Origin of the sequence: Streptomyces sp. CB02056, assembly GCF_001905545.1 — a bacterium.
In the GTDB taxonomy this organism is placed as follows: domain Bacteria; phylum Actinomycetota; class Actinomycetes; order Streptomycetales; family Streptomycetaceae; genus Kitasatospora.
On the sequence record NZ_LIPD01000003.1, the window covers coordinates 662,361 to 683,834 of the forward strand.

19 protein-coding genes are annotated in these 21,474 nt (G+C 71.0%); 10 read left to right on the top strand and 9 right to left on the bottom strand.

Annotated elements, in window-relative coordinates:
* Positions 1 to 137 precede the first annotated feature (137 nt).
* The gene (trxB, locus tag AMK13_RS10305) at positions 138 to 1,103 is read left to right on the top strand and encodes a thioredoxin-disulfide reductase (RefSeq protein WP_049655859.1); all 966 of its coding nucleotides are present in this window, start codon (positions 138 to 140) and stop codon (positions 1,101 to 1,103) included.
* A gap of 129 nt (positions 1,104 to 1,232) precedes the next feature.
* Positions 1,233 to 1,559 carry a thioredoxin gene (trxA, locus tag AMK13_RS10310; RefSeq protein ID WP_049655857.1) on the top strand — a complete coding sequence of 109 codons (327 nt, stop codon included), beginning with the start codon at positions 1,233 to 1,235 and terminating at the stop codon, positions 1,557 to 1,559.
* A gap of 93 nt (positions 1,560 to 1,652) precedes the next feature.
* On the opposite strand, the gene AMK13_RS10315 is transcribed toward trxA, so the two are convergent.
* The 9 genes from AMK13_RS10315 to rpmH all read right to left on the bottom strand — a co-directional run bounded on the left by AMK13_RS10315 (position 1,653) and on the right by rpmH (position 8,368).
* Complete coding sequence (locus AMK13_RS10315; RefSeq protein WP_049655856.1) at positions 1,653 to 2,267, bottom strand: GNAT family N-acetyltransferase; 615 nt, start codon at positions 2,265 to 2,267, stop codon at positions 1,653 to 1,655.
* Between the two features lie 132 nt (positions 2,268 to 2,399).
* Complete coding sequence (locus AMK13_RS10320) at positions 2,400 to 3,440, bottom strand: ParB/RepB/Spo0J family partition protein (protein ID WP_074001897.1); 1,041 nt, start codon at positions 3,438 to 3,440, stop codon at positions 2,400 to 2,402.
* Positions 3,437 to 4,408, bottom strand: coding sequence for a ParA family protein (locus AMK13_RS10325; protein ID WP_074001898.1), 972 nt, complete (start codon positions 4,406 to 4,408; stop codon positions 3,437 to 3,439). The genes AMK13_RS10320 and AMK13_RS10325 overlap by 4 nt, the downstream gene beginning before the upstream one ends.
* A gap of 247 nt (positions 4,409 to 4,655) precedes the next feature.
* Entirely contained in the window at positions 4,656 to 5,474 is an 819-nt protein-coding gene (gene rsmG, locus AMK13_RS10330) for a 16S rRNA (guanine(527)-N(7))-methyltransferase RsmG (protein ID WP_079271995.1), read from the bottom strand.
* Positions 5,475 to 5,633: 159 nt separating this feature from the next.
* Positions 5,634 to 6,164, bottom strand: coding sequence for a Jag family protein (locus AMK13_RS10335; RefSeq protein ID WP_049655854.1), 531 nt, complete (start codon positions 6,162 to 6,164; stop codon positions 5,634 to 5,636).
* An 82-nt stretch (positions 6,165 to 6,246) separates the two neighbouring features.
* Positions 6,247 to 7,419: a membrane protein insertase YidC gene (gene yidC / locus AMK13_RS10340; RefSeq protein ID WP_049655853.1), complete on the bottom strand. Its 1,173-nt coding sequence runs from the start codon at positions 7,417 to 7,419 to the stop codon at positions 6,247 to 6,249.
* The gene (gene yidD, locus AMK13_RS10345; RefSeq protein WP_049655851.1) at positions 7,416 to 7,787 is read right to left on the bottom strand and encodes a membrane protein insertion efficiency factor YidD; all 372 of its coding nucleotides are present in this window, start codon (positions 7,785 to 7,787) and stop codon (positions 7,416 to 7,418) included. The genes yidC and yidD overlap by 4 nt, the downstream gene beginning before the upstream one ends.
* On the bottom strand, positions 7,784 to 8,212 hold the full coding sequence (rnpA, locus tag AMK13_RS10350) for a ribonuclease P protein component (RefSeq protein WP_049655849.1): 429 nt from the start codon (positions 8,210 to 8,212) through the stop codon (positions 7,784 to 7,786). The genes yidD and rnpA overlap by 4 nt, the downstream gene beginning before the upstream one ends.
* A gap of 18 nt (positions 8,213 to 8,230) precedes the next feature.
* Positions 8,231 to 8,368: a 50S ribosomal protein L34 gene (gene rpmH / locus AMK13_RS10355; protein WP_030305394.1), complete on the bottom strand. Its 138-nt coding sequence runs from the start codon at positions 8,366 to 8,368 to the stop codon at positions 8,231 to 8,233.
* A gap of 353 nt (positions 8,369 to 8,721) precedes the next feature.
* Here rpmH and dnaA point away from each other — a divergent pair, with 353 nt between their 5' ends.
* The 8 genes from dnaA to AMK13_RS10395 all read left to right on the top strand — a co-directional run bounded on the left by dnaA (position 8,722) and on the right by AMK13_RS10395 (position 21,472).
* Positions 8,722 to 10,578, top strand: a complete 1,857-nt coding sequence (gene dnaA / locus AMK13_RS10360) for a chromosomal replication initiator protein DnaA (protein WP_074001899.1) — start codon at positions 8,722 to 8,724, stop codon at positions 10,576 to 10,578.
* A 953-nt stretch (positions 10,579 to 11,531) separates the two neighbouring features.
* Positions 11,532 to 12,662, top strand: coding sequence for a DNA polymerase III subunit beta (gene dnaN / locus AMK13_RS10365; RefSeq protein ID WP_074001900.1), 1,131 nt, complete (start codon positions 11,532 to 11,534; stop codon positions 12,660 to 12,662).
* Positions 12,663 to 12,832: 170 nt separating this feature from the next.
* Positions 12,833 to 13,708 (top strand): phosphogluconate dehydrogenase (NAD(+)-dependent, decarboxylating), encoded by an 876-nt coding sequence (gene gnd, locus AMK13_RS10370; protein WP_049654622.1) that lies wholly within the window; start codon positions 12,833 to 12,835, stop codon positions 13,706 to 13,708.
* A gap of 41 nt (positions 13,709 to 13,749) precedes the next feature.
* The gene (recF, locus tag AMK13_RS10375; RefSeq protein ID WP_049654621.1) at positions 13,750 to 14,883 is read left to right on the top strand and encodes a DNA replication/repair protein RecF; all 1,134 of its coding nucleotides are present in this window, start codon (positions 13,750 to 13,752) and stop codon (positions 14,881 to 14,883) included.
* A 193-nt stretch (positions 14,884 to 15,076) separates the two neighbouring features.
* The gene (locus tag AMK13_RS10380; RefSeq protein WP_049654619.1) at positions 15,077 to 15,616 is read left to right on the top strand and encodes a DUF721 domain-containing protein; all 540 of its coding nucleotides are present in this window, start codon (positions 15,077 to 15,079) and stop codon (positions 15,614 to 15,616) included.
* A 259-nt stretch (positions 15,617 to 15,875) separates the two neighbouring features.
* The gene (gene gyrB / locus AMK13_RS10385; protein ID WP_369808323.1) at positions 15,876 to 17,900 is read left to right on the top strand and encodes a DNA topoisomerase (ATP-hydrolyzing) subunit B; all 2,025 of its coding nucleotides are present in this window, start codon (positions 15,876 to 15,878) and stop codon (positions 17,898 to 17,900) included.
* A gap of 56 nt (positions 17,901 to 17,956) precedes the next feature.
* Positions 17,957 to 20,566, top strand: a complete 2,610-nt coding sequence (gyrA, locus tag AMK13_RS10390; protein WP_049654618.1) for a DNA gyrase subunit A — start codon at positions 17,957 to 17,959, stop codon at positions 20,564 to 20,566.
* A gap of 150 nt (positions 20,567 to 20,716) precedes the next feature.
* The gene (locus AMK13_RS10395; RefSeq protein WP_074002160.1) at positions 20,717 to 21,472 is read left to right on the top strand and encodes a DUF3566 domain-containing protein; all 756 of its coding nucleotides are present in this window, start codon (positions 20,717 to 20,719) and stop codon (positions 21,470 to 21,472) included.
* The last annotated feature ends 2 nt before the right edge of the window (positions 21,473 to 21,474 follow it).

Genomic DNA, 21,474 nt, shown 5'->3' on the forward strand with positions numbered 1-21,474 from the left:
CGCCGCTTCCGGACTTCGGGCGGCTGGTACTGATCCGCCTGGGAATGCGAGACACTGGTCAGTCGTTGTCCCGGGCGGCGGAGCAGGACCGCCCTCCCCGCAGCAAACGCGGGTCGCGATGCGAACCAGGAGAAGCAGTGAGCGACGTCCGTAACGTGATCATCATCGGTTCCGGCCCGGCCGGGTACACGGCCGCGCTCTACACGGCCCGTGCCTCCCTCAAGCCGCTGGTCTTCGAGGGGGCCGTCACCGCCGGTGGCGCGCTCATGAACACCACCGAGGTCGAGAACTTCCCGGGCTTCCGGGACGGCGTCATGGGCCCCGAGCTGATGGACAACATGCGCGCCCAGGCCGAGAAGTTCGGCGCCGAGCTGATCCCCGACGACATCGTCGCGGTCGACCTCACCGGTGACGTCAAGACCGTCACCGACTCCGAGGGCAACGTGCACAAGGCACGCGCCGTGATCGTCACCACCGGCTCCCAGCACCGCAAGCTCGGCCTGCCGAACGAGGACAAGCTCTCCGGCCGCGGCGTCTCCTGGTGCGCGACCTGCGACGGCTTCTTCTTCCGCGACCAGGACATCGCGGTGGTCGGCGGCGGCGACACCGCGCTGGAGGAGGCGACCTTCCTCTCCCGCTTCGCCAAGAGCGTCACGATCATCCACCGCCGGGACTCCCTGCGCGCCTCCAAGGCGATGCAGGAGCGCGCCTTCGCCGACCCGAAGATCCGCTTCGAGTGGGACAGCGCGGTCGAGGCCATCCACGGCGACCCGAAGCTGACCGGCGTCACCCTGCGCGACACCACCACCGGCGAGACCCGCGAGCTGGCCGTCACCGGCCTGTTCATCGCGATCGGCCACGACCCGCGCACCGAGCTCTTCAAGGGCCAGCTGGACCTCGACGCCGAGGGCTACCTCAAGGTCGACGCCCCCTCGACCCGGACCAACATCCCGGGCGTCTTCGGCGCCGGCGACGTCGTCGACCACACCTACCGCCAGGCCATCACGGCCGCCGGCACCGGCTGCTCCTCCGCCCTGGACGCCGAGCGCTACCTGGCCGCGCTGGACGACCTGGAGGCCAAGGCCGCCGCCGTCGCGGTCTGAGCCCATCCCGCTCCACCCGCGGGGGTGTTCCACGTGAAACACCCCCGCCCCGGCCGGGCAGAAACAGAACGGGCCCACCCGTTGTTCTCCTGGCAGCAGCCCCCTCCGTCCGAACCCCGAGGAGTTCCCGTGGCCGGCGCCACCACCACAGTCACCGACGCGACGTTCGAGAAGGACGTCCTCGAGAGCGAGAAGCCCGTACTGGTCGACTTCTGGGCCACCTGGTGCGGCCCGTGCCGCCAGGTCGCCCCGGTCCTGGAGGACATCGCGGCCGAGCACGGCGACAAGCTGACCATCGCCAAGCTCGACGTGGACGCCAACCAGGCGACCGCCGCCAAGTACGGCGTCATCTCGATCCCGACCCTGATCGTCTACCAGGGCGGCGAGCCGGTGAAGTCCATCACCGGTGCCCGTCCGAAGGCCGCGCTGCTGCGCGAGCTGGCCGACTTCATCTAGGTCTTCCGGTCGTCGACCGCGCGGAGGCGGGGCTCCCCTCGGGGGGAGCCCCGCCTCCGTCGTTCCCGGCCCCTCGAAGGGCGTCTCCGGGCCCTAGAAGGGCAGCACCGGTTCCTTGCGCCCGCCGCCCAGCAGCCGCTCCAGCGCCCCCTCCACGTCGCCCCGCCAGGAGAGCGTGGTCCGCGCCTCCAGCCGCAGCCGCGGGTAGCGCGAGTGCGGGCGGACGGTCCTGAAGCCGACCGCGAGCAGGTGGTCGGCCGGCAGCACGCAACTGGTCGGCGCCCGCCCGGAGGAGCCGAAGGCCTCGATCGCCCGCACCCCGCGCCCGATCAGGTCCTTGGCCACGGTCTGCACCAGCACCCGGCCGATCCCCTGGCGCTGGTAGCCCGGCAGCACCCGGCTGACCATCAGCTGGACGGCGTCGGGCGAGACCGGGCTGGTCGGGAAGGACTGCGAGCGGGGGACGTAGGCGGGCGGCGCGTACAGCACGAACCCGGCGGGCCGGTCGTCCACGTAGACGATCCGACCGCAGGAGCCCCACTCCAGCAGCACCGTGGAGATCCACCCCTCCTTCTCCAGCTCCGGCTTGCCCGACTCCACCGCTTCCTTCGCACTGACCGGGTCCAGCTCCCAGAACACGCAGGAGCGGCAGCCGGCCGGCAGGTCCCCGAGGTTGTCCAGCGTCAGCGGAACGATCCGCCGTCCCATGGCCGCACCTCCTCCTCCCTCTCACGGTCGAGCATTCCCCCACAAACGCCGATGGGTGCATGTTTCACGTGAAACAGCGCTCACGTGGAACACGCACCCATCGGGTCGTCGCCCTCGGCCGGCCGGGCCAGCTCAACCCTGCGACAGCCGCAGACCGTCCTCCCCCGGGGCCATGCTGTCCAGGATCCGGTTCAGGTCCTCGACCGAGCCGAACTCCAACACCACCTTGCCCTTGCCCAGCCTGCCGCCGCGCTGCGACACCTCGACCTTGACCCGGGTGTCGAAGCGGTCGGACAGCCGGCTCGCCAGGTCGTTGAAGGCCGGGGAGTTCAGCTTGCCCGCCTTCGGCGCCTGGCGCCTGGGCTGCTCCGGCTCCTCCGAGCGCATCAGCACGACGAGCTCCTCAACGTTGCGCACCGTGAGGCCCTCGGCGATCACCCGCGCGGCCAGCCGCTCCTGCTGCTCCGGGTCCGACAGACCGAGCAGCGCCCGGGCGTGCCCGGCCATCAGCGTCCCGGCCACCAGCCGGGTCTGGACGGAGGGCGGGAGCTTCATCAGCCGCAGGGTGTTGGAGACGTGCGTCCGCGAGCGGCCGATCCGATCGGCCAGCTCCTCGTGGGTGCAGGAGAAGTCCCGCAGCAGCTGGTCGTAGGCGGCGGCCTCCTCCACCGGGTTCAGCTCGGCGCGGTGCAGGTTCTCCAGGAGGGCGTCCAGCAGCAGCTTGTCGTCCTCGGTGGCCCGGACGATCGCCGGGATCCGCTCCAGCCCGGCCTCCCGGGAGGCGCGCCAGCGGCGCTCGCCCATGATCAGCTCGAAGCTGTCCACGCCGACCTGGCGGACCACGATCGGCTGGAGCAGACCGACCTCCTTGATGGAGGTGACCAGCTCGGCCAGCTTGTCCTCGTCGAAGACCTCGCGCGGCTGGCGCGGATTGGGGGTGATCGCGTCCAGCGGCAGCTCGGCGAAGTAGGCGCCGGCCGGCTGCGCCTGCTCGGCCCGCTTCTCGGCCGCCGCCCTGGCCGCCACCGTGCCGCGGACACTCGGCAGCGGCGTCACCGGGGCCGGTGCGGGCACGGCTGCCGCAGTCTTCGCCTCCACCCCGCCGTCCACCGGCGCGGCGGGGCGGATCAGCGCCTCCAGCCCTCGACCCAGACCAACCCTGCGAGCACTCACTGATGACCCTCCGTCGTACCGTGCTGTGCCACCGGGGCGCCGTGCCCCTGCTGGCCGTCCCGCTGCTGACCCACCAGCGAGCCGCCCGGGCCCACCGCACGCTGCGCGAGCTCGCGGGCGGCCTCCAGGTAGGAGAGCGCCCCGGTCGACCCCGGGTCGTAGGTGAGCACCGTCTGCCCGTAACTGGGCGCCTCCGAGATGCGCACCGACCGCGGGATCGCCGTGCTCAGCACCTCTTGGTGGAAGTGGGTCCGGACCTCCTCGGCGACCTGGGCGGCCAGCCTCGTCCGGGCGTCGTACATGGTGAGCAGGATGGTCGACACGTGCAGTGCGGGGTTGAGGTGCGCGCGCACCAGCTCGACGTTGCGCAGCAGCTGACCGAGGCCCTCCAACGCGTAGTACTCGCACTGGATCGGGATCATCACCTCCTGGCCGGCGACCATGGCGTTGACCGTCAACAGGCCCAGCGAGGGCGGACAGTCGATCAGGATGTAGTCGAGCGGCTGCTCGTAGGCGGTGATGGCGCGCTGGAGCCGGCTCTCCCGGGCCACCAGGGAGACCAGCTCGATCTCGGCGCCGGCCAGGTCGATGGTGGCGGGGACGCAGAACAGCCCCTCGACGTCCTGCACCGGCTGCACCACGTCGGCCAGCGGCTTGCCCTCCACCAGGACGTCGTAGATGGACGGCACTTCGGCGTGGTGGTCGATGCCGAGCGCCGTGGAGGCGTTGCCCTGCGGGTCGAGGTCGACGACCAGGACGCGCAGGCCGTGCATGGCGAGGGAGGCGGCCATGTTCACGGTGGTGGTGGTCTTGCCCACCCCACCCTTCTGGTTGGCGACCACGATCACCCGGGTGGCGGCCGGCCGGGGCAGTCCCTCACCCGCTCGGCCGATCGCCCGGACCGCGGCCTGGGCGGCCCGCGCGATGGGCGTGTCATCGATCTGGTCGACGGTCTCCGAGTCCTGCATGGGGGTCAGTGTTTCACGTGAAACCGGAGCGGCAACAGTCGCCGCCCGGTCACGGCGGAGGATGCCCGAGAGCAAGGAGCGACGTTTCACGGGAAACACCATGCCCGCTATGCCGGAAATCTGACGTTGCGACACTCCGGTGTCCAGCCGTCGACCCCACCGACACCTGAACGACGACGGGCGGACGTTCCCCCCTCGCAGGAGGCCCGTCCGCCCGTGGTCGTCAGGTGCCCGATGTCACGCCCGATCAGCGTCCGCGGCGCCGTCCGCCCCGGCCGCGCTCGCCGTTCCGGACGCTCGCGGTGCGGCCCGCCCGGGCCGCCTTGGCGCGCCGGGTGGCCGCCTTCACCCCGCCGGGGCTCTCCCCCGCCTTCACCTGGACCACCCGGGTCGAGGTCTCCAGGGTGCCCTCGCCGACGGCGATGACGCTCCACTCGACCGCACCCAGCTTGGCCAGTCCGGCCCGCGAGTCGGCCAGCTCCTGCTCCGCGCTGTCCCCCTTGAGCGCCAGCATCTGCCCGTGCGGGCGCAGCAGCGGCATGCCCCAGCCGGCCAGCCGCTCCAGCGGCGCCACCGCCCGGGCGGTCACCACGTCCACCGCGAGCTTGCCGACCATCTCCTCGGCGCGGCCGCGCAGCACCGTGACGTTGTCCAGCCCCAGCTCCCGGACGACCTCCTCCAGGAAGGTGGTCCGGCGCAGCAGCGGCTCCAGCAGCGTCACCGAGACGTCCGGACGGGCCAGCGCCACCGGGATGCCCGGCAGGCCGGCCCCGGAGCCGACGTCGCACAGGGTGATGCCGGAGGGCAGCAGCTCGGCCAGCACCGCGCAGTTCAGCACGTGGCGGTCCCAGAGCCGGGGCACCTCGCGGGGCCCGATCAGCCCGCGCTGCACGCCCGCGGTGGCCAGCAGCTCGGTGTAGCGGACCGCGGCGTCGTAGCGCTCCCCGAAGACCTCCCGGGCGGCAGCCGGTGCCTCGCCAGGGTGCTCCAGCTCGGTGGCCGGCCCCTCAGCGGCCGGGTCCACGTCCGCCCCCGGCCGGCCGGCAGCCGCGTTCTCCGTGTCCATCTCGACCTCTCCGATCCCCGGATCCACCGACCCGCTCAACGCACTGTTTCACGTGAAACATCCCAGAAGGGACGACGACCCCGCCCGCACGAGGCGGACGGGGTCGCGTCCGGTGAAGCTCTCCGGCCGCCGCGGCGGCCGGTCGTCGACCTGTCGGCCTCAGACCGGCAGCACGACCACGAACCGCTGGGGCTCTTCGCCCTCGGACTCGCTGCGCAGGCCGGCCGCGGCGACCGCGTCGTGGACGACCTTGCGCTCGAAGGGTGTCATCGGCCGCAGCTTGACCTGCTCGCCACTGCTCTTGGCCTGCTCGGCGGCCTGGGCGCCGAGCACCGCCAGCTCCTCGCGCTTGCGGGCCCGGAAGCCGGCAATGTCCAGCATGAGGCGGCTGCGCTCGCCGGTCTCCCGGTGGACAGCCAACCGGGTCAGCTCCTGGAGGGCCTCCAGCACCTCGCCGTCCTGGCCGACCAGGCGCTGCAGCGCACGGTCGTTGCCGTCGCTGACGATGGAGACCAGGGCGCGGTCGCCCTCGACGTCCATGTCGATGTCACCATCGAGGTCCGCGATGTCGAGCAGACCCTCCAGGTAGTCCGCCGCGATGTCGCCCTCCTGCTCCAGGCGGGAGATGAGGCTCTCGTCGGCGCTGGCGGCGGCCTCGGCCTCGACGGCGGAGGTGGTGCCTTCCGTCACTGATGGACTCCTTCGGAGATGGGCCCGTCTGTCGGGCCGGGGACGAAGCTCTTCGCGGCGGTCACAACGGGCTCGGGACCGGTCAGGACTTCTTCTTCGGCCGCTGGCCGCCACCGCGCTTCGGCTGCTGCCGGGTGCCCTGCTTGGTACCGGCGGGCTTCGCCGCGGCCTGCTTGGCGGCCGCCGGCTTGGCACCGGAGTCGGACGGCACGCTGTCGGACGGAGCCGTGTCGGCGGCTTCCTCCGCCTGGCTGTCCTTGTCCGGCTCGCCGGTCGGCTGTCCGACACCGGCCTGCTGGCGCTGGGCCTTGCTCTGCCGACGGGGCTGCTGGCGGCGCACCTGCACCGACTCCTCGACCACCGCGGCGGCGCTGGCCGCCTCGCTGACGGCCGCCTTGGACGGGGGCAGCATGCCCCAGAGCGCGCCCTTGATCTCCGTACCGTCCGGACGCAGCCGGCCGGCCTTCTTCAGACGGGCCTGACGCTCCTCGAAGGCCTTGCTGCCCGGGGTCGGGTTGTTGTGGATCACGACCAGCTGCTGGCCCATCGACCAGACGTTGGTGGTCAGCCAGTAGACCAGGACACCGACCGGGAAGTTGATGCCCATCACGGCGAACATGATCGGGAAGACGTACATCAGCATCTTCTGCTGCTGCATGAACGGCGTCTTCACCGAGAGGTCGACGTTCTTGGTCATCAGCTGGCGCTGGGTGACGAACTGCGACAGCGACATCAGGATGATCATCACGGCGGTGACGATCTTGACGCTGGTCTCGGGGCTGCCCACGAAGGTCGCGGAGAGCGGGGCACCGAAGATGTGCGCCTTGCCGGCGCTCACCAGCAGGTCACCGTGGATGACGCCGATGTCCTGGCCCTTGGCGACCTTGGCGAGCACCCCGTAGAGCGCGGTGAAGAACGGCGCCTGCACGATGATGGGAAGGCAGCTGGAGAACGGGTTGGTACCCGCCTCCTTGTACAGCTTCATCATCTCTTCGGACTGGCGCTGCCGGTCGTTCTTGTAGCGCTCCTGGATGGCCTTCATCTTCGGCTGGATCGCCTGCATGGCCCGGGTCGCCTTGATCTGCTTCACGAAGAGCGGGATCAGGCAGATCCGGATGACGACCACCATCGAGGCGATGGCGAGACCCCAGGCCCAGCCACCGTCCGGGTTGAAGATGTGGCTGTACAGCGAGTGGAACTGGACGATGATCCAGGACACCGCTGTGTACAGGGGATTCAGGAAGGAGAAGGTCACCGGTCAGGCTCCTTGGACAGGTGGATTGGCCGCACGGGGCCAATGGTCGCCGGGCCCTCGGGGTCCGGACCGGCGGGGGTGGCGGTCACCGGGTCTCCGGTGGCGGACCGGCTCTTCAGCCAGTCTCGCAACCGCCGGTGCCACACCGGATGCTTGCGCGGCGGGACATGATCGACCCCACCGGGCGTCCACGGATTGCAGCGCAGGATGCGCCACACGGTCAGCCCGCCGCCCTTGACCGCTCCGTGCACCTTCACGGCCTCGTAGCCGTAGTGCGAGCAGGAGGGGTAGTAACGGCAGACCGGACCGAGCAGTGGGCTGATGGTCCACTGGTAGACCCTGATCAGACCCATCAGCAGGTACTTCATCGACCTGCTCCCGTCGGCGCCGTGGCGGCGGGCTCCGTCCTCAGCAACCGCTTCAGTGCCGCGTCCAGGTCACGTTCGAGGTCCTGGTACGAGGCGGTCGCGGCCTGGGGCAGCGCACGCACCACTATCAGGCTACCGGCGGGCAGCCTGGAGAGACGATCACGAACGAGATGGCGCAACCGGCGCTTGACCAGGTTGCGAACGACCGCCGGGCCAACGGCCTTGCTCACGACGAAACCCGCACGCGCCGAAGGAGTCCCCTCGGCGACGTGCGGGCGGGAGTCGCTGGTCCGGTCGGTCTGCCCCTGCGGGTCACCGTCTCTGCTGAGATGGACGACCAGAAGGGGCCGGCCGGCCCGGCGACCGCGTTTCACCGCGGTCGCGAAGTCCTGGCGCCGCCGCAGCCGATTCTCGGAGGGCAGCACAACAGACTCTGGCGCGGATCAGGCGGACAGGCTGCTGCGGCCCTTGCCACGGCGGGCGGCCAGGATGGCGCGGCCGGCGCGGGTACGCATACGCAGCCGGAAGCCGTGGGTCTTCGCGCGACGACGGTTGTTCGGCTGGAAGGTGCGCTTGCTCACTCGGGGGCTCCTGAGGTGAATCGTAGGATGACGGGGAATCGCTTGGCCGTCACCGTGCGTCCGCGTGATCTCCCCTGATTCGGAAATCCGGCCCATCGCCCCAGTTCGGCTGGGGTTTGAGGCAATCCACGGCGCCCGTGCTGCGCGCCTTATGGAGCGGGTGGACCCGCGGACATGCGGCAGCGGCCATCGACAACTCGACCTGGTTACGGTACGCGGGACGGGGCACGGGGGTCAAACCAGCCGTCTCCCGCCCGTCTTACCCACAGCCTGTGGACAACGACTTGATCCGTCCCTGTTCGCTGACTACCGTTGCAGAACTTGTCTGGTTTGTTCTTGGAAAGCGTGCACCAGTGGCTGATGTCAACAGCGACCTCGTCCCGGTCTGGGCCAGGGTCGTCGAGCGGCTGGTCGCCGACCCCGATGTCGGGGAGATGGACAAACAGTGGGTGCAGCGCACCCAGCCGATGTGGATGATGCACGACACCGCCCTGCTGGCGACCCCGAACGAGCGGGCCAAGCAGGTGCTGGAGGGCCGGCTGCTGCCGCAGCTGACCGAGGCCCTCAGCCGTGAGCTCAGCCGCCCGGTCCGGATCGCCGTGATGGTCGACGCCAACGCGGTGCCGACCACCCCCGCGCCCGCCCCCCAGGCCCCCGCCGAGCCCTACCCGGGCCCGGCCGAGGACGACACCCCCGGCTACGGCGGCCAGGGCTACCAGCAGCCGTACGAGCACGGCCAGCCCTACGAGCAGCCGCAGCCGTACGAGCAGGGCCAGGGGTACGAGCAGGACTACGAGCGCCCCCGCTACGACACCGGCGGCTACGAGCAGCGCCAGGCCCCGTACGGCGGCCCCGGCGGCGGGCCCGGCTGGCAGGGCTACCAGGAGCAGCCGCCCGGCTACCGCGACGCGGAGGAGCCCGCGTCCCGTCCGGCGCCGCGGCCCGTCCCCGGCCCGCCCGCGACCACCCAGGGCGACCTCTTCGGCGGCGCCTACGGCCCCGGCCCGAACGAGCAGCCCCGCACCGGCGCCGGCCGTCGGGCCGGCGGCTCCCGCCCCACCGGCGGCCGCCCGGCCGAGAAGGCCGCCCCAGAGCGCTCCGCCGAGCGTCCCGGCGTCCCCGGCGTGCCCGCCCCGCCCGGCGCTCCCCCGGCCGGCGGCTCCCGCAAGGACGAGCCGGCCGCCCGGCTGAACCCCAAGTACCTGTTCGACACCTTCGTCATCGGCGCCAGCAACCGCTTCGCGCACGCGGCGGCGGTGGCGGTCGCCGAGGCCCCGGCCAAGGCGTACAACCCGCTCTTCATCTACGGCGAGTCCGGGCTGGGCAAGACCCACCTGCTGCACGCCATCGGGCACTACTCGCGCAGTCTCTTCCCGGGCACCCGGGTGCGCTACGTGTCCTCGGAGGAGTTCACCAACGAGTTCATCAACTCGATCCGGGACGGCAAGGCGGACACCTTCCGCCGCCGCTACCGGGACATGGACATCCTGCTCGTGGACGACATCCAGTTCCTCGCGAGCAAGGAGTCCACGCAGGAGGAGTTCTTCCACACCTTCAACACCCTGCACAACGCGAACAAGCAGATCGTCCTCTCCTCGGACCGGCCGCCCAAGCTGCTGACCACGCTGGAGGACCGGCTGCGCAACCGCTTCGAGTGGGGTCTGATCACCGACGTCACCCCGCCGGAGCTGGAGACCCGGATCGCGATCCTGCGCAAGAAGGCGATCCAGGAGCAACTCAACGCTCCCGCCGACGTGTTGGAGTTCATCGCCTCCCGGATCACCCGCAACATCCGGGAGTTGGAGGGCGCGCTGATCCGGGTGACCGCCTTCGCCAACCTCAACCGGGCCCCGGTGGACCTGGAGTTGGCCGGGATCGTCCTCAAGGACCTGATCCCGGGCGGGGACGAGGACGCCGGCCCGGAGATCACCGCGCAGGTCATCATGCAGCAGACCGCCGCCTACTTCGGCCTGGGCGTGGACGACCTCTGCGGGTCCTCGCGCAGCCGGGTGCTGGTGACGGCCCGGCAGATCGCGATGTACCTCTGCCGCGAGCTCACCGACCTCTCGCTGCCGAAGATCGGCGCGCAGTTCGGCGGCCGCGACCACACCACGGTGATGCACGCGGACCGCAAGATCCGCTCGCTGATGGCCGAGCGGCGCTCGATCTACAACCAGGTCACCGAACTCACCAACCGCATCAAGAGCTAGCCGGAGCAGGCACGGCGGGGCCCCGGATCCGAAGACGGGCCCCAAGGGCGTCAGGAGCGAATCCTGACGCCCTTTCTCGTGTCCACAGGTGTGCGTCGCGCGCCGGCTGGGCAGGGATGCCCTCGACGGACGGTCCGCCAGTCCACAGCCCGCGCCGAACAACTGACCGGTGATTCGAAACCCGGGGGCGCGCAAGGCCGTTGTCCACAGGACGGGCCCCTCCGCCGCCGTCCACAGGGTGGGGAGTGCGGAGTTATCCAGAATTCGTCCACAGGCCCGTCGCCGCTACGCTCTTCCGCGCAGGTCAGGTGCCTGTGGACTTGTGCACAACGGTTATCCACAGGGTGTGGACAATTGACGGGTCCACAGTGGGCCGTCCGGGTTATCCACCGGTTGTCCCCAGGGGAGGACCGGTTATCCCCAGGTTGTCCACAGCGGCGTCCACAGTTCGACAACCGTGGGCTGACGTTCATACCCTGGTGTGAAAGGCGTCACGTAAAGTTGACCGGCGCCCGTGGATAACCGGGCCCGGATCTGGGGACAGCCCTGGGGATAACCTGTGGATACCCTCCGTGCCCTGTGGGTAACGCTCGGCTGTCCACAGCGCGGCCTGCCCGTCCACAGCCGCCGTCCACACCCGCTGTGGACAAAATTCGGGCTCTGACCTGCGGAAACGGGGTTATCCACGGTTTCCACAGGCCCTACTACTACCACTACACATTTAGACCCCGGACTTGCTTTCAAAGTGGGTGGGCCCCGAATCTGTGGACAACCGGGCCCCGACAACAGTTCGGGTCGCTTCCGCCCGTCTGCCCCGTCTGTCGGCGGAGTACGTCAGACTGTCCTTGCGACTGGAAGCGGAGTGACCGAGCTCGGTGGACAGCCGAACCGACGATCAAGATCAGACGAACCAGAGTGCGAGCGGGAGCGCTCGATCCAGGAGGCGGTTACCGGTGAAGTTCCGGGTGGAGCGTGACGTCCTCGCGGAGGCGGTGGCCTGGGCTGCCCGCAGCCTCCCGGCACGGCCGCCGGTGCCGGTGCTGGCCGGCCTGCTGCTGACCGCGCAGGAGGGCAGCCTGGCGCTGTCCGGCTTCGACTACGAGGTCTCGGCCCGGGTCGAGCTGGAGGCGGACGTCGAGGAGGCCGGCACCGTCCTGGTCTCCGGCCGGCTGCTGAACGACATCTCCCGCAACCTCCCCAACCGGCCGGTGGAGATCTCCACCGACGGCCAGCGGGTCAGCGTGGTCTGCGGCAGCTCCCGGTTCACCCTCCCCACCCTCCCGGTGGACGAGTACCCGGCGCTGCCCCAGATGCCGACCGCCACCGGCACCGTCTCCGGGGACGTCTTCGCCTCGGCCGTCAGCCAGGCCGCGGTCGCCGCCGGCCGGGACGACACCCTCCCGGTGCTCACCGGTGTCCGGGTCGAGATCGAGGGCGACCGGATCACCCTGGCCGCCACCGACCGCTACCGCTTCGCCGTCCGCGAGCTGCTGTGGAAGCCCGAGCAGTCGGACATCTCCGCCGTCGCGCTGGTCCCGGCCAAGACCCTCCAGGACATCGCCAAGTCCCTGGGCAGCGGCGACAACGTCTCCATCGCGCTCTCCTCGGGCGGCGCGGGCGAGGGCCTGATCGGCTTCGAGGGCGCCGGCCGCCGGACGACCACCCGGCTGCTGGAGGGCGAGTTCCCCAAGTTCCGCAGCCTCTTCCCGACCGAGTTCAACGCGATCGCGGCGATCCAGACCCAGCCGTTCCTGGAGGCGCTCAAGCGCGTCTCGCTGGTCGCCGAGCGCAACACCCCGGTCCGCCTCAACTTCGAGGAGGGCGTGCTGACGCTGGAGGCCGGCTCGGGCGACGACGCCCAGGCCACCGAGCGGATCGAGGCCTCCCTGGAGGGCGACGCCATCTCGATCGCGTTCAACCCGGGCTACCTGGAGGAGGGCCTCAAGGCCATCGACTCCCCCTTCGCCCAGCTCAGCTTCACCACCCCGACCAAGCCCGCGCTGCTCAGCGGCAAGGTCTCGGTGGACGCCGAGGAGGACAAGGCCTACCAGTACCTGATCATGCCGGTCCGCCTCTCCGGCTGATCCCGCCCGTCCTTCGTCCACAGGCTGTGCACACCCGCTGTGCACAGCCTGTGGCCGTCTCCCCCGGCCGGCCCCGACCGCAGCCGGGCGGGGCCGCTCCAGCGCGTAGGCTCAAGGAGTGCGGCAACGGCGCCGCCGGCAGGCACGTCACCACAGGTAAGGACTTGGTCATGGAGCTCGGCCTCATCGGTCTCGGCAAGATGGGCGGCAACATGCGCGAGCGGATCCGCCGCGCCGGCCACACCGTCATCGGCTACGACCGCAACCCTGACATCTCCGACGTCGAGAGCCTCCAGGAGCTCGTCAGCAAGCTCCAGGGCCCGCGCGTGGTCTGGGTCATGGTCCCGGCGGGCGCCGCCACCCAGGCGACCGTCGACGAGCTCGCCGAGCTGCTCTCCCCCGGCGACGTGGTGGTCGACGGCGGCAACTCCCGCTGGACCGACGACGTCAAGCACGCCGAGGCGCTGGCCGCCAAGGGCATCGGCTTCGTGGACTGCGGCGTCTCCGGCGGCGTCTGGGGCCTGGAGAACGGCTACGCGCTGATGTACGGCGGCGACGCCGAGCACGTCGCGAAGGCCCAGCCGGTCTTCGACGCCCTCAAGCCCGAGGGCGAGTTCGGCTCGGTGCACGCGGGCGCGGTGGGCGCCGGCCACTTCGCCAAGATGGTCCACAACGGCATCGAGTACGCGATGATGCAGGCCTTCGCCGAGGGCTGGGAGCTGCTGGAGGCCGCCCCCGAGGTCACCGACGTGCGCGACGTCTTCCGCAGCTGGCAGGAGGGCACCGTCATCCGCTCCTGGCTGCTGGACCTGGCCGTCCGCGCCCTGGACGAGGACGAGCACCTGGACAAGCTGCGCGGCTGGGCCGCCGACTCCGGCGAGGGCCGCTGGACCGTCGAGGCCGCGATCGACCACGCCGTGCCGCTGCCGGCGATCACCGCCTCGCTGTTCGCCCGCTTCGCCTCCCGCCAGGAGGACTCGCCGCAGATGAAGATGATCGCCGCGCTGCGCAACCAGTTCGGCGGCCACGCGGTCGAGTCCAAGTAACCAGCAGGTCCTCCCCAAGAAGGCGGGCGCAGTCCACAGCCATGCACGTCGCGCACCTGTCGCTCGCCGACTTCCGGTCGTACGCCCGGGCCGAGGTTCCCCTCGACCCGGGCGTGACCGCCTTCGTGGGGCCCAACGGCCAGGGCAAGACCAACCTGGTCGAGGCGATCGGCTACGTGGCCACCCTGGGCAGCCACCGGGTCGCCACCGACGCCCCGCTGATCCGGCTGGGCGCCGAGCGGGCGGTGGTCCGCACCTCGGTGGTGGACCGCGGCCGGTCCACCCTGATCGAGCTGGAGCTCACCCCGGGCAAGGCCAACCGGGCCCGGATCAACCGCTCCGACAACGTCCGCCCGCGGGACGTCCTGGGCCTGCTGCGCACCGTGCTGTTCGCCCCCGAGGACCTCAGCCTGGTCAAGGGCGACCCGGGTGAGCGGCGGCGCTTCCTGGACGAGCTGCTGACCGCCCGGGCACCCCGGCTGGCCGGGGTGCGGCAGGACTACGAGCGGGTGCTCAAGCAGCGCAACGCCCTGCTGAAGACCGCCGCGATGGCCCGCCGGGCCGGCGGCGGCAAGGGCGCCGACCTGTCCACCCTGGAGGTCTGGGACGGCCATCTGGCCCGCGCCGGCGCCGAGTTGACGGCCTTCCGGATCCAGCTGGTGGCCGCCCTGCAGCCCCTGGTGGCGGCCGCGTACGGGCAGCTGGCCCCCGGCGGCGGCGAGACCGCCCTGGAGTACCGCAGCTCCTTCGAGGGCGAGCTGCCGACCAGCCGCGAGCAGGCCGAGGAGCAGCTGCTGAACGCGCTGCAGGCGGTCCGCAAGCAGGAGGTCGAGCGCGGTGTCACCCTGGTCGGCCCGCACCGCGACGAGCTGGGGCTCAAGCTCGGCCCGCTGCCCGCCAAGGGCTACGCCAGCCACGGCGAGTCCTGGTCGTTCGCGCTGGCGCTGCGGCTGGCCTCGTACGAGCTGCTGCGCGCCGACGGCGGCGAGCCGGTGCTGATCCTGGACGACGTGTTCGCCGAGCTGGACGCCGCCCGCCGGGACCGGCTGGCCGAGCTGGTGGCCGGCGGCGAGCAGGTGCTGGTGACCGCGGCGGTCGCCGAGGACGTGCCGAAGGCGCTGGCCGGCGCCCGGTTCGCGGTCTCCGACGGCGCGGTGCGCCGGGTCGACGCCTGACCGCGCCCCCGCGTCCGCACCGCTTCACACCCCTCCACCCGCACCACCACACCGCCGTCACCGGACCGCGACCGCTTCCGCGCACCGCGCGCCCCCGGCCCGGCCCGAGGGGCCCGGCGGCTCCCGTAGGCTGGACGGCTCGGCGGGCGCGCGACCGCGACCGTTGTCCACAGGCTGGGGAAAGGAGATCGCCGTGAGCGAGCCGGCGGAGCACTCCCCCGAGCCCGGTGCCCCGGCGCCGACCGGTGCCGACCTCGCCCGCTCCGCGCTGCGCGCGGCCCGGGCCCAGGCCCGTCAGCGCGGCGAGCAGGTCCGGGAGAAGCGCGAGGCGAAGCGGCACGGCCTGCGCAGCGGCGCCCGCTCGGACGGCCGCGACCCGGTCCCGCTGGGCGCGGCGCTCAACCGGCTGCTGACCGAGCGCGGCTGGGAGTCCTCGGCCGCCGTCGGCGGGGTGATGGGCCGCTGGCCGCAGATCGTCGGCCCGGACATCGCCGCGCACTGCCACCCCTCCTCCTACGACGAGGCCGCCGCGGTGCTCACCGTGCAGTGCGACTCCACCGCCTGGGCCACCCAACTGCGCTGGCTGGCACGGCAGTTGGTGGCCCGTCTGAACCACGAGCTGGGCCACGGGACGGTCCGGACCATCAAGGTGCTCGGCCCCGCGGCGCCCGCCCGCGGCTACGGCCGGCTGCGCGCGCCCGGGAGCAAGGGGCCGGGCGACACCTGGGGCTGACCGGGACCTCGGACGGCCGGCGGGGGCACGGATCGGATGGCGATCTTCCGGAACCCCTGACAGCCCTTCCAGGCGCCCTGGGCCCCCCGGGCGAGTATCGGGACATGTCCCGAGGGGATTCAGGGCGGCATATCTGCCCTCAAGGGCTGCCAAACGCCCATCTCTGTCAGTCGTACCGGTAGACTGAAAGCCAAACACTGTTGCTAGTGGCAACCGAGTCGAAACGCTGTGGTCGCACGCCCGCCCGTACGGGGTGGGCATGCGACCCGTGCTGTGCCAGAGAGGGCGCTTCGTGGCCGATTCCGGCAACCCCAGCCAGACCCCAGACCAGTCCGAGCAGGCTTCCTACACCGGTAGCAACATCCAGGTGCTGGAAGGCCTCGACGCCGTCCGCAAGCGCCCCGGCATGTACATCGGTTCGACGGGCGAGCGCGGCCTGCACCACCTGGTGCAGGAGGTCGTGGACAACTCCGTCGACGAGGCGATGGCCGGGCACGCCGACACCATCGACGTCACGATCATGGCCGACGGCGCCATCCGCTGCGTCGACAACGGCCGCGGCATCCCGGTGGACATCGTCCCCGGCCAGGACAAGCCCGCCGTCGAGGTCGTGCTCACCGTCCTGCACGCCGGCGGCAAGTTCGGCGGCGGCGGCTACGCCGTCTCCGGCGGTCTGCACGGCGTGGGCGTCTCCGTGGTGAACGCGCTGTCCACCCGGCTCTCGGTGGAGATCCACCGGGACGGCCACATCTGGACCCAGGACTACAAGATGGGCGCGCCGACCGCCCCCCTGGTCAAGGGCGCGGAGACCGACCGCACCGGCACCACGGTGACCTTCTGGGCCGACGGCGACATCTTCGAGACCACCGTCTACTCCTTCGAGACGCTCTCCCGGCGCTTCCAGGAGATGGCCTTCCTCAACAAGGGCCTGTCGATCTCGCTGACCGACGAGCGCCCCGAGCACGCGGACGAGGAGGGCAAGCCGCTCACCGTCACGTACAAGTACGACGGCGGCATCGCCGACTTCGTCGCCCACCTCAACTCCCGCAAGGGCGAGGTCGTCCACCCCTCGGTGATCGACTTCGAGGCGGAGGACAAGGACAAGGCGATCTCGGTGGAGATCGCGATGCAGTGGAACTCCTCCTACACCGAGGGGGTCTACAGCTTCGCCAACACCATCCACACCCACGGCGGCGGCACCCACGAGGAGGGCTTCCGCGCCGCGCTGACCGGCCTGGTCAACCGCTACGCGCGGGACAAGAAGCTGCTCCGCGAGAAGGACGACAACCTCTCCGGCGAGGACATCCGCGAGGGTCTGACCGCGATCATCTCGGTCAAGCTCGGCGAGCCCCAGTTCGAGGGCCAGACCAAGGACAAGCTCGGCAACACCGAGGCCAAGACCTTCGTCCAGAAGGTCGTCCACGAGCACCTCAACGACTGGCTGGACCGCAACCCCAACGAGGCCGCGGACATCATCCGCAAGTCCATCCAGGCCGCCACCGCGCGCGTCGCCGCCCGCAAGGCCCGCGACCTGACCCGCCGCAAGGGCCTGCTGGAGTCCGCCTCGCTGCCGGGCAAGCTCTCGGACTGCCAGTCCAAGGACCCGTCCGAGTGCGAGATCTTCATCGTCGAGGGTGACTCCGCCGGCGGCTCGGCCAAGCAGGGCCGCGACCCGCGCACCCAGGCCATCCTGCCGATCCGCGGCAAGATCCTGAACGTCGAGAAGGCCCGGATCGACAAGGTCCTCCAGAACACCGAGGTCCAGGCGCTCATCTCGGCCTTCGGCTGCGGCATCCAGGAGGACTACGACGAGTCCAAGCTGCGGTACCACAAGATCGTCCTGATGGCCGACGCCGACGTCGACGGACAGCACATCCGCACCCTGCTGCTCACCCTGCTGTTCCGCTTCATGCGGCCGCTGGTCGAGTCCGGGTACGTCTACCTCGCCATGCCGCCGCTGTACAAGATCAAGTGGGGCAAGGACGACTTCGAGTACGCCTACTCCGACCGCGAGCGCGACGCGCTGATCGCGGCCGGGGTGGAGGCCGGGCGCCGGCTGCCCAAGGACGACGCGATCCAGCGCTTCAAGGGTCTCGGCGAGATGAACGCCGAGGAGCTCCGGGTCACCACCATGGACGCCGAGCACCGCCTGCTGCTCCAGGTCACCCTGGAGGACGCCGCCCGTGCCGACGAGCTGTTCTCCGTGCTGATGGGCGAGGACGTCGAGGCGCGCCGCTCCTTCATCCAGCGCAACGCCAAGGACGTTCGCTTCCTGGACGTGTGACGCCTGCACCGCAGGCCCCGCACGTTCCAGTCCGCGTGAAAGGAAACTGACCACCAGTGGTCGACGACAACCGTCCCGAAGGCGAACAGCCCGAGACCCCCGCAGCCGAGGGCACCGCCCAGGTGACCATGCGGATCGAGCCGGTCGAGCTCGAGACCGAGATGCAGCGCTCCTACCTCGACTACGCGATGAGCGTGATCGTCAGCCGGGCGCTCCCCGAGGTCCGCGACGGCCTCAAGCCGGTGCACCGCCGCGTGCTCTACGCGATGTACGACGGCGGGTACCGGCCCGAGAAGGGCTACTACAAGTGCGCCCGCGTCGTCGGCGACGTCATGGGCAACTACCACCCGCACGGTGACACCTCGATCTACGACACCGTGGTCCGCCTGGCCCAGCCGTGGTCGCTGCGGATGCCGCTGGTGGACGGCAACGGCAACTTCGGCTCCCCGGGCAACGACCCGGCGGCGGCGATGCGCTACACCGAGTGCAAGCTGATGCCGCTGGCCATGGAGATGATGCGCGACATCGACGAGGAGACCGTCGACTTCGCGCCCAACTACGACGGCCGCTCGCAGGAGCCGACCGTCCTGCCCGCGCGCATCCCCAACCTGCTGGTCAACGGTGCCACCGGCATCGCGGTCGGCATGGCCACCAACATCCCGCCGCACAACCTCCGCGAGGTCGCCTCCGGCGCGCTCTGGTACCTGGAGAACCCGGAGGCCTCCGCCGAGGAGCTGCTGGACGCCCTGGTCGAGCGGATCAAGGGCCCCGACTTCCCGACCGGCGCGCTGATCGTCGGCCGCCGCGGGATCGACGACTACTACCGCACCGGCCGCGGCTCGGTCACCATGCGGGCCGTGGTCGAGGTCGAGGAGATCCAGGGCCGCCAGTGCCTGGTGATCACCGAGCTGCCGTACCAGGTCAACCCGGACAACCTCGCGCTGAAGATCGCCGACCTGGTCAAGGACGGCAAGATCGCCGGCATCGCCGACGTCCGGGACGAGTCCTCGTCCCGCACCGGCACCCGCCTGGTGGTCGTGCTCAAGCGCGACGCGGTCGCCAAGGTCGTGCTGAACAACCTGTACAAGCACACCGAGCTGCAGACCAACTTCGGCGCCAACATGCTGGCCCTGGTCGACGGCGTGCCGCGCACGCTGTCGCTCGACGCCTTCATCCGGCACTGGGTCAACCACCAGGTCGAGGTCATCGTCCGGCGCACCACCTTCCGGCTGCGCAAGGCCGAGGAGCGCGCCCACATCCTGCGCGCCCTGCTGAAGGCCCTGGACCTGATCGACGAGGTCATCGCGCTGATCCGGGCCTCGGCCAGCGCCGACGCCGCCCGCACCGGCCTGATGGGCCTGCTCGACATCGACGAGCTCCAGGCCAACGCGATCCTGGAGATGCAGCTGCGCCGACTGGCCGCCCTCGAGCGCCAGCGGATCATGGACGAGCACGACGAGCTCCAGCGCAAGATCGACGAGTACAACGCGATCCTGGCCTCGCCGGTCCGCCAGCGGGAGATCATCTCCGAGGAGCTCACCGCGATCGTCGACAAGTACGGCGACGAGCGGCGCTCCACCCTCATCCCCTCCGACGGCGACCTCTCCATCGAGGACCTCATCGCCGAGGAGGACATCGTCGTCACGATCACCCGTGGCGGCTACGTCAAGCGGACCCGCTCCGACCTCTACCGCTCGCAGAAGCGCGGCGGCAAGGGCGTGCGCGGTGCCCAGCTGAAGCAGGACGACATCGTCGACCACTTCTTCGTGACGACGACCCACAACTGGATCCTGTTCTTCACCAACAAGGGCCGGGTCTACCGCGCCAAGGGCTACGAGCTGCCGGACGCCGGGCGCGACGCCCGCGGCCAGCACGTCGCCAACCTGCTGGCCTTCCAGCCGGACGAGCACATCGCCCAGGTGATGGCCGTGCGGACGTACGAGGACAAGCCGTACCTGGTCCTCGCCACCCGGGCCGGCCTGGTGAAGAAGTCCGCGCTCAAGGACTACGACTCGCCGCGCTCCGGCGGCCTGATCGCGATCAACCTGCGCCAGGACGAGGAGGGCCAGGACGACGAGCTGATCGGCGCCGAGCTGGTCTCCGCCGAGGACGACCTGCTGCTGGTCTCCAAGAAGGCCCAGTCGATCCGCTTCACCGCGACCGACGACGCCCTGCGCCCGACCGGCCGCGCCACCTCCGGCGTCAAGGGCATGGCCTTCCGCGAGGACGACGAACTGCTCTCGATGAACGTCGTCCGTCCGGGCACCTACGTCTTCACCGCCACGGACGGCGGCTACGCCAAGCGCACCGGGGTGGACGAGTACCGTGTCCAGGGGCGCGGCGGCTACGGCACCAAGGCGGCGAAGATCGTCGAGGGCCGGGGCTCGCTGGTCGGCGCGCTCGTGGTCGACGAATCCGACGAGATCATGGCGATCACCCTCTCGGGTGGGGTGATCCGCACGAGGGTTTCCGAGGTTCGTGAAACCGGACGTGACACCATGGGCGTCCAACTGATCAACCTCGGAAAGCGCGACGCGGTCGTGGGCATGGCCCGCAACGCGGAGGCCGAGGACGAGGAGACGGCGGAGGACGAGGTGGCGGGTACCGAGTCCACCGAGACGGCCGAGGGAGCGGAGACGGCGGTCGACGGAGACGTCGAGGCCTGAACCGAACCGCAGACCGGTGCCGCCGCGTCCAGAGTATGGATGCGGCGGCACCGGACGCCGACCAGTTCCGGGCAATCCCGCCGGGCGCTGGATGACGAGTGACGAAGCAGGGCGGCGCCGCCGTCCTGGTGGGAAGTGCGGGAGGACCAGGTGAGTGGAGCCACGGGTGCTGCGGGAGGAACCTCCGGCGGCCGTCCGGGCGCGCAGGGCGGGGGTGCGTACGGCGTTCCGCAGCCGCCGACCGAGCACTCGGCCGCGTCCACCTCGCTGATGCCGCCGGCCGGTGGAGCGGGCCAGAGCGGTGCGACCTACGGGGGGCAGACGCCCGCGCCGCCGAGCGGCCAGGCCGGCTTCTCGCAGCCGACCACGTACGCCAAGGGGCAGCCGACCCCGGCCCGGGGCACCCGGAGCCCGGGCCACACCCCGGCGGGCGGGACCCCGGTCGGGGCGACCCCGGCCGGCGGCACCCCCACCGGGGCGGCGCGCCGCCCCGCCGGTGCCCCCGCGGCCGCGACCGGGGGGGCCGGCCTCGGCCGGACCCGCAAGGCCCGGCTGCGGGTGACCAAGGTGGACCCGTGGTCGGTGATGAAGGTCAGCTTCCTGCTGTCGCTGGCCGTCGGCATCATCATCATCGTGGCCGCGGCCGTGCTGTGGATGACGCTGGACTCGCTCGGCGTCTTCGACTCGCTGACCAAGACCCTCAAGGACGTCACCGGCTCGGACAGCAGCGGCGGCCTCAACCTGATGGACTACGTCGGCTTCGGCAAGGTGATGACCTTCACCACGCTGATCGCCGTGGTCGACGTCGTCCTGCTGACCGCCCTGTCCACGCTCTCCGCGTTCATCTACAACGCGGCGGCCGGCTTCACCGGCGGCGTCGAGCTCACCCTGGCCGAGGAGGACTGATC

Bases quoted from the DNA above. Each gene is read 5' to 3' on its own strand.
- AMK13_RS10315 (WP_049655856.1), bottom strand. From the start codon at position 2,267: ATGGGACGGCGGATCGTTCCGCTGACGCTGGACAACCTCGGGGACCTG.
- AMK13_RS10325 (WP_074001898.1), bottom strand. From the start codon at position 4,408: ATGCAGGACTCGGAGACCGTCGACCAGATCGATGACACGCCCATCGCG.
- rsmG (WP_079271995.1), bottom strand. From the start codon at position 5,474: ATGGACACGGAGAACGCGGCTGCCGGCCGGCCGGGGGCGGACGTGGAC.
- yidD (WP_049655851.1), bottom strand. From the start codon at position 7,787: ATGAAGTACCTGCTGATGGGTCTGATCAGGGTCTACCAGTGGACCATC.
- gnd (WP_049654622.1), top strand. From the start codon at position 12,833: ATGGAGCTCGGCCTCATCGGTCTCGGCAAGATGGGCGGCAACATGCGC.
- recF (WP_049654621.1), top strand. From the start codon at position 13,750: ATGCACGTCGCGCACCTGTCGCTCGCCGACTTCCGGTCGTACGCCCGG.
- gyrB (WP_369808323.1), top strand. From the start codon at position 15,876: ATGCGACCCGTGCTGTGCCAGAGAGGGCGCTTCGTGGCCGATTCCGGC.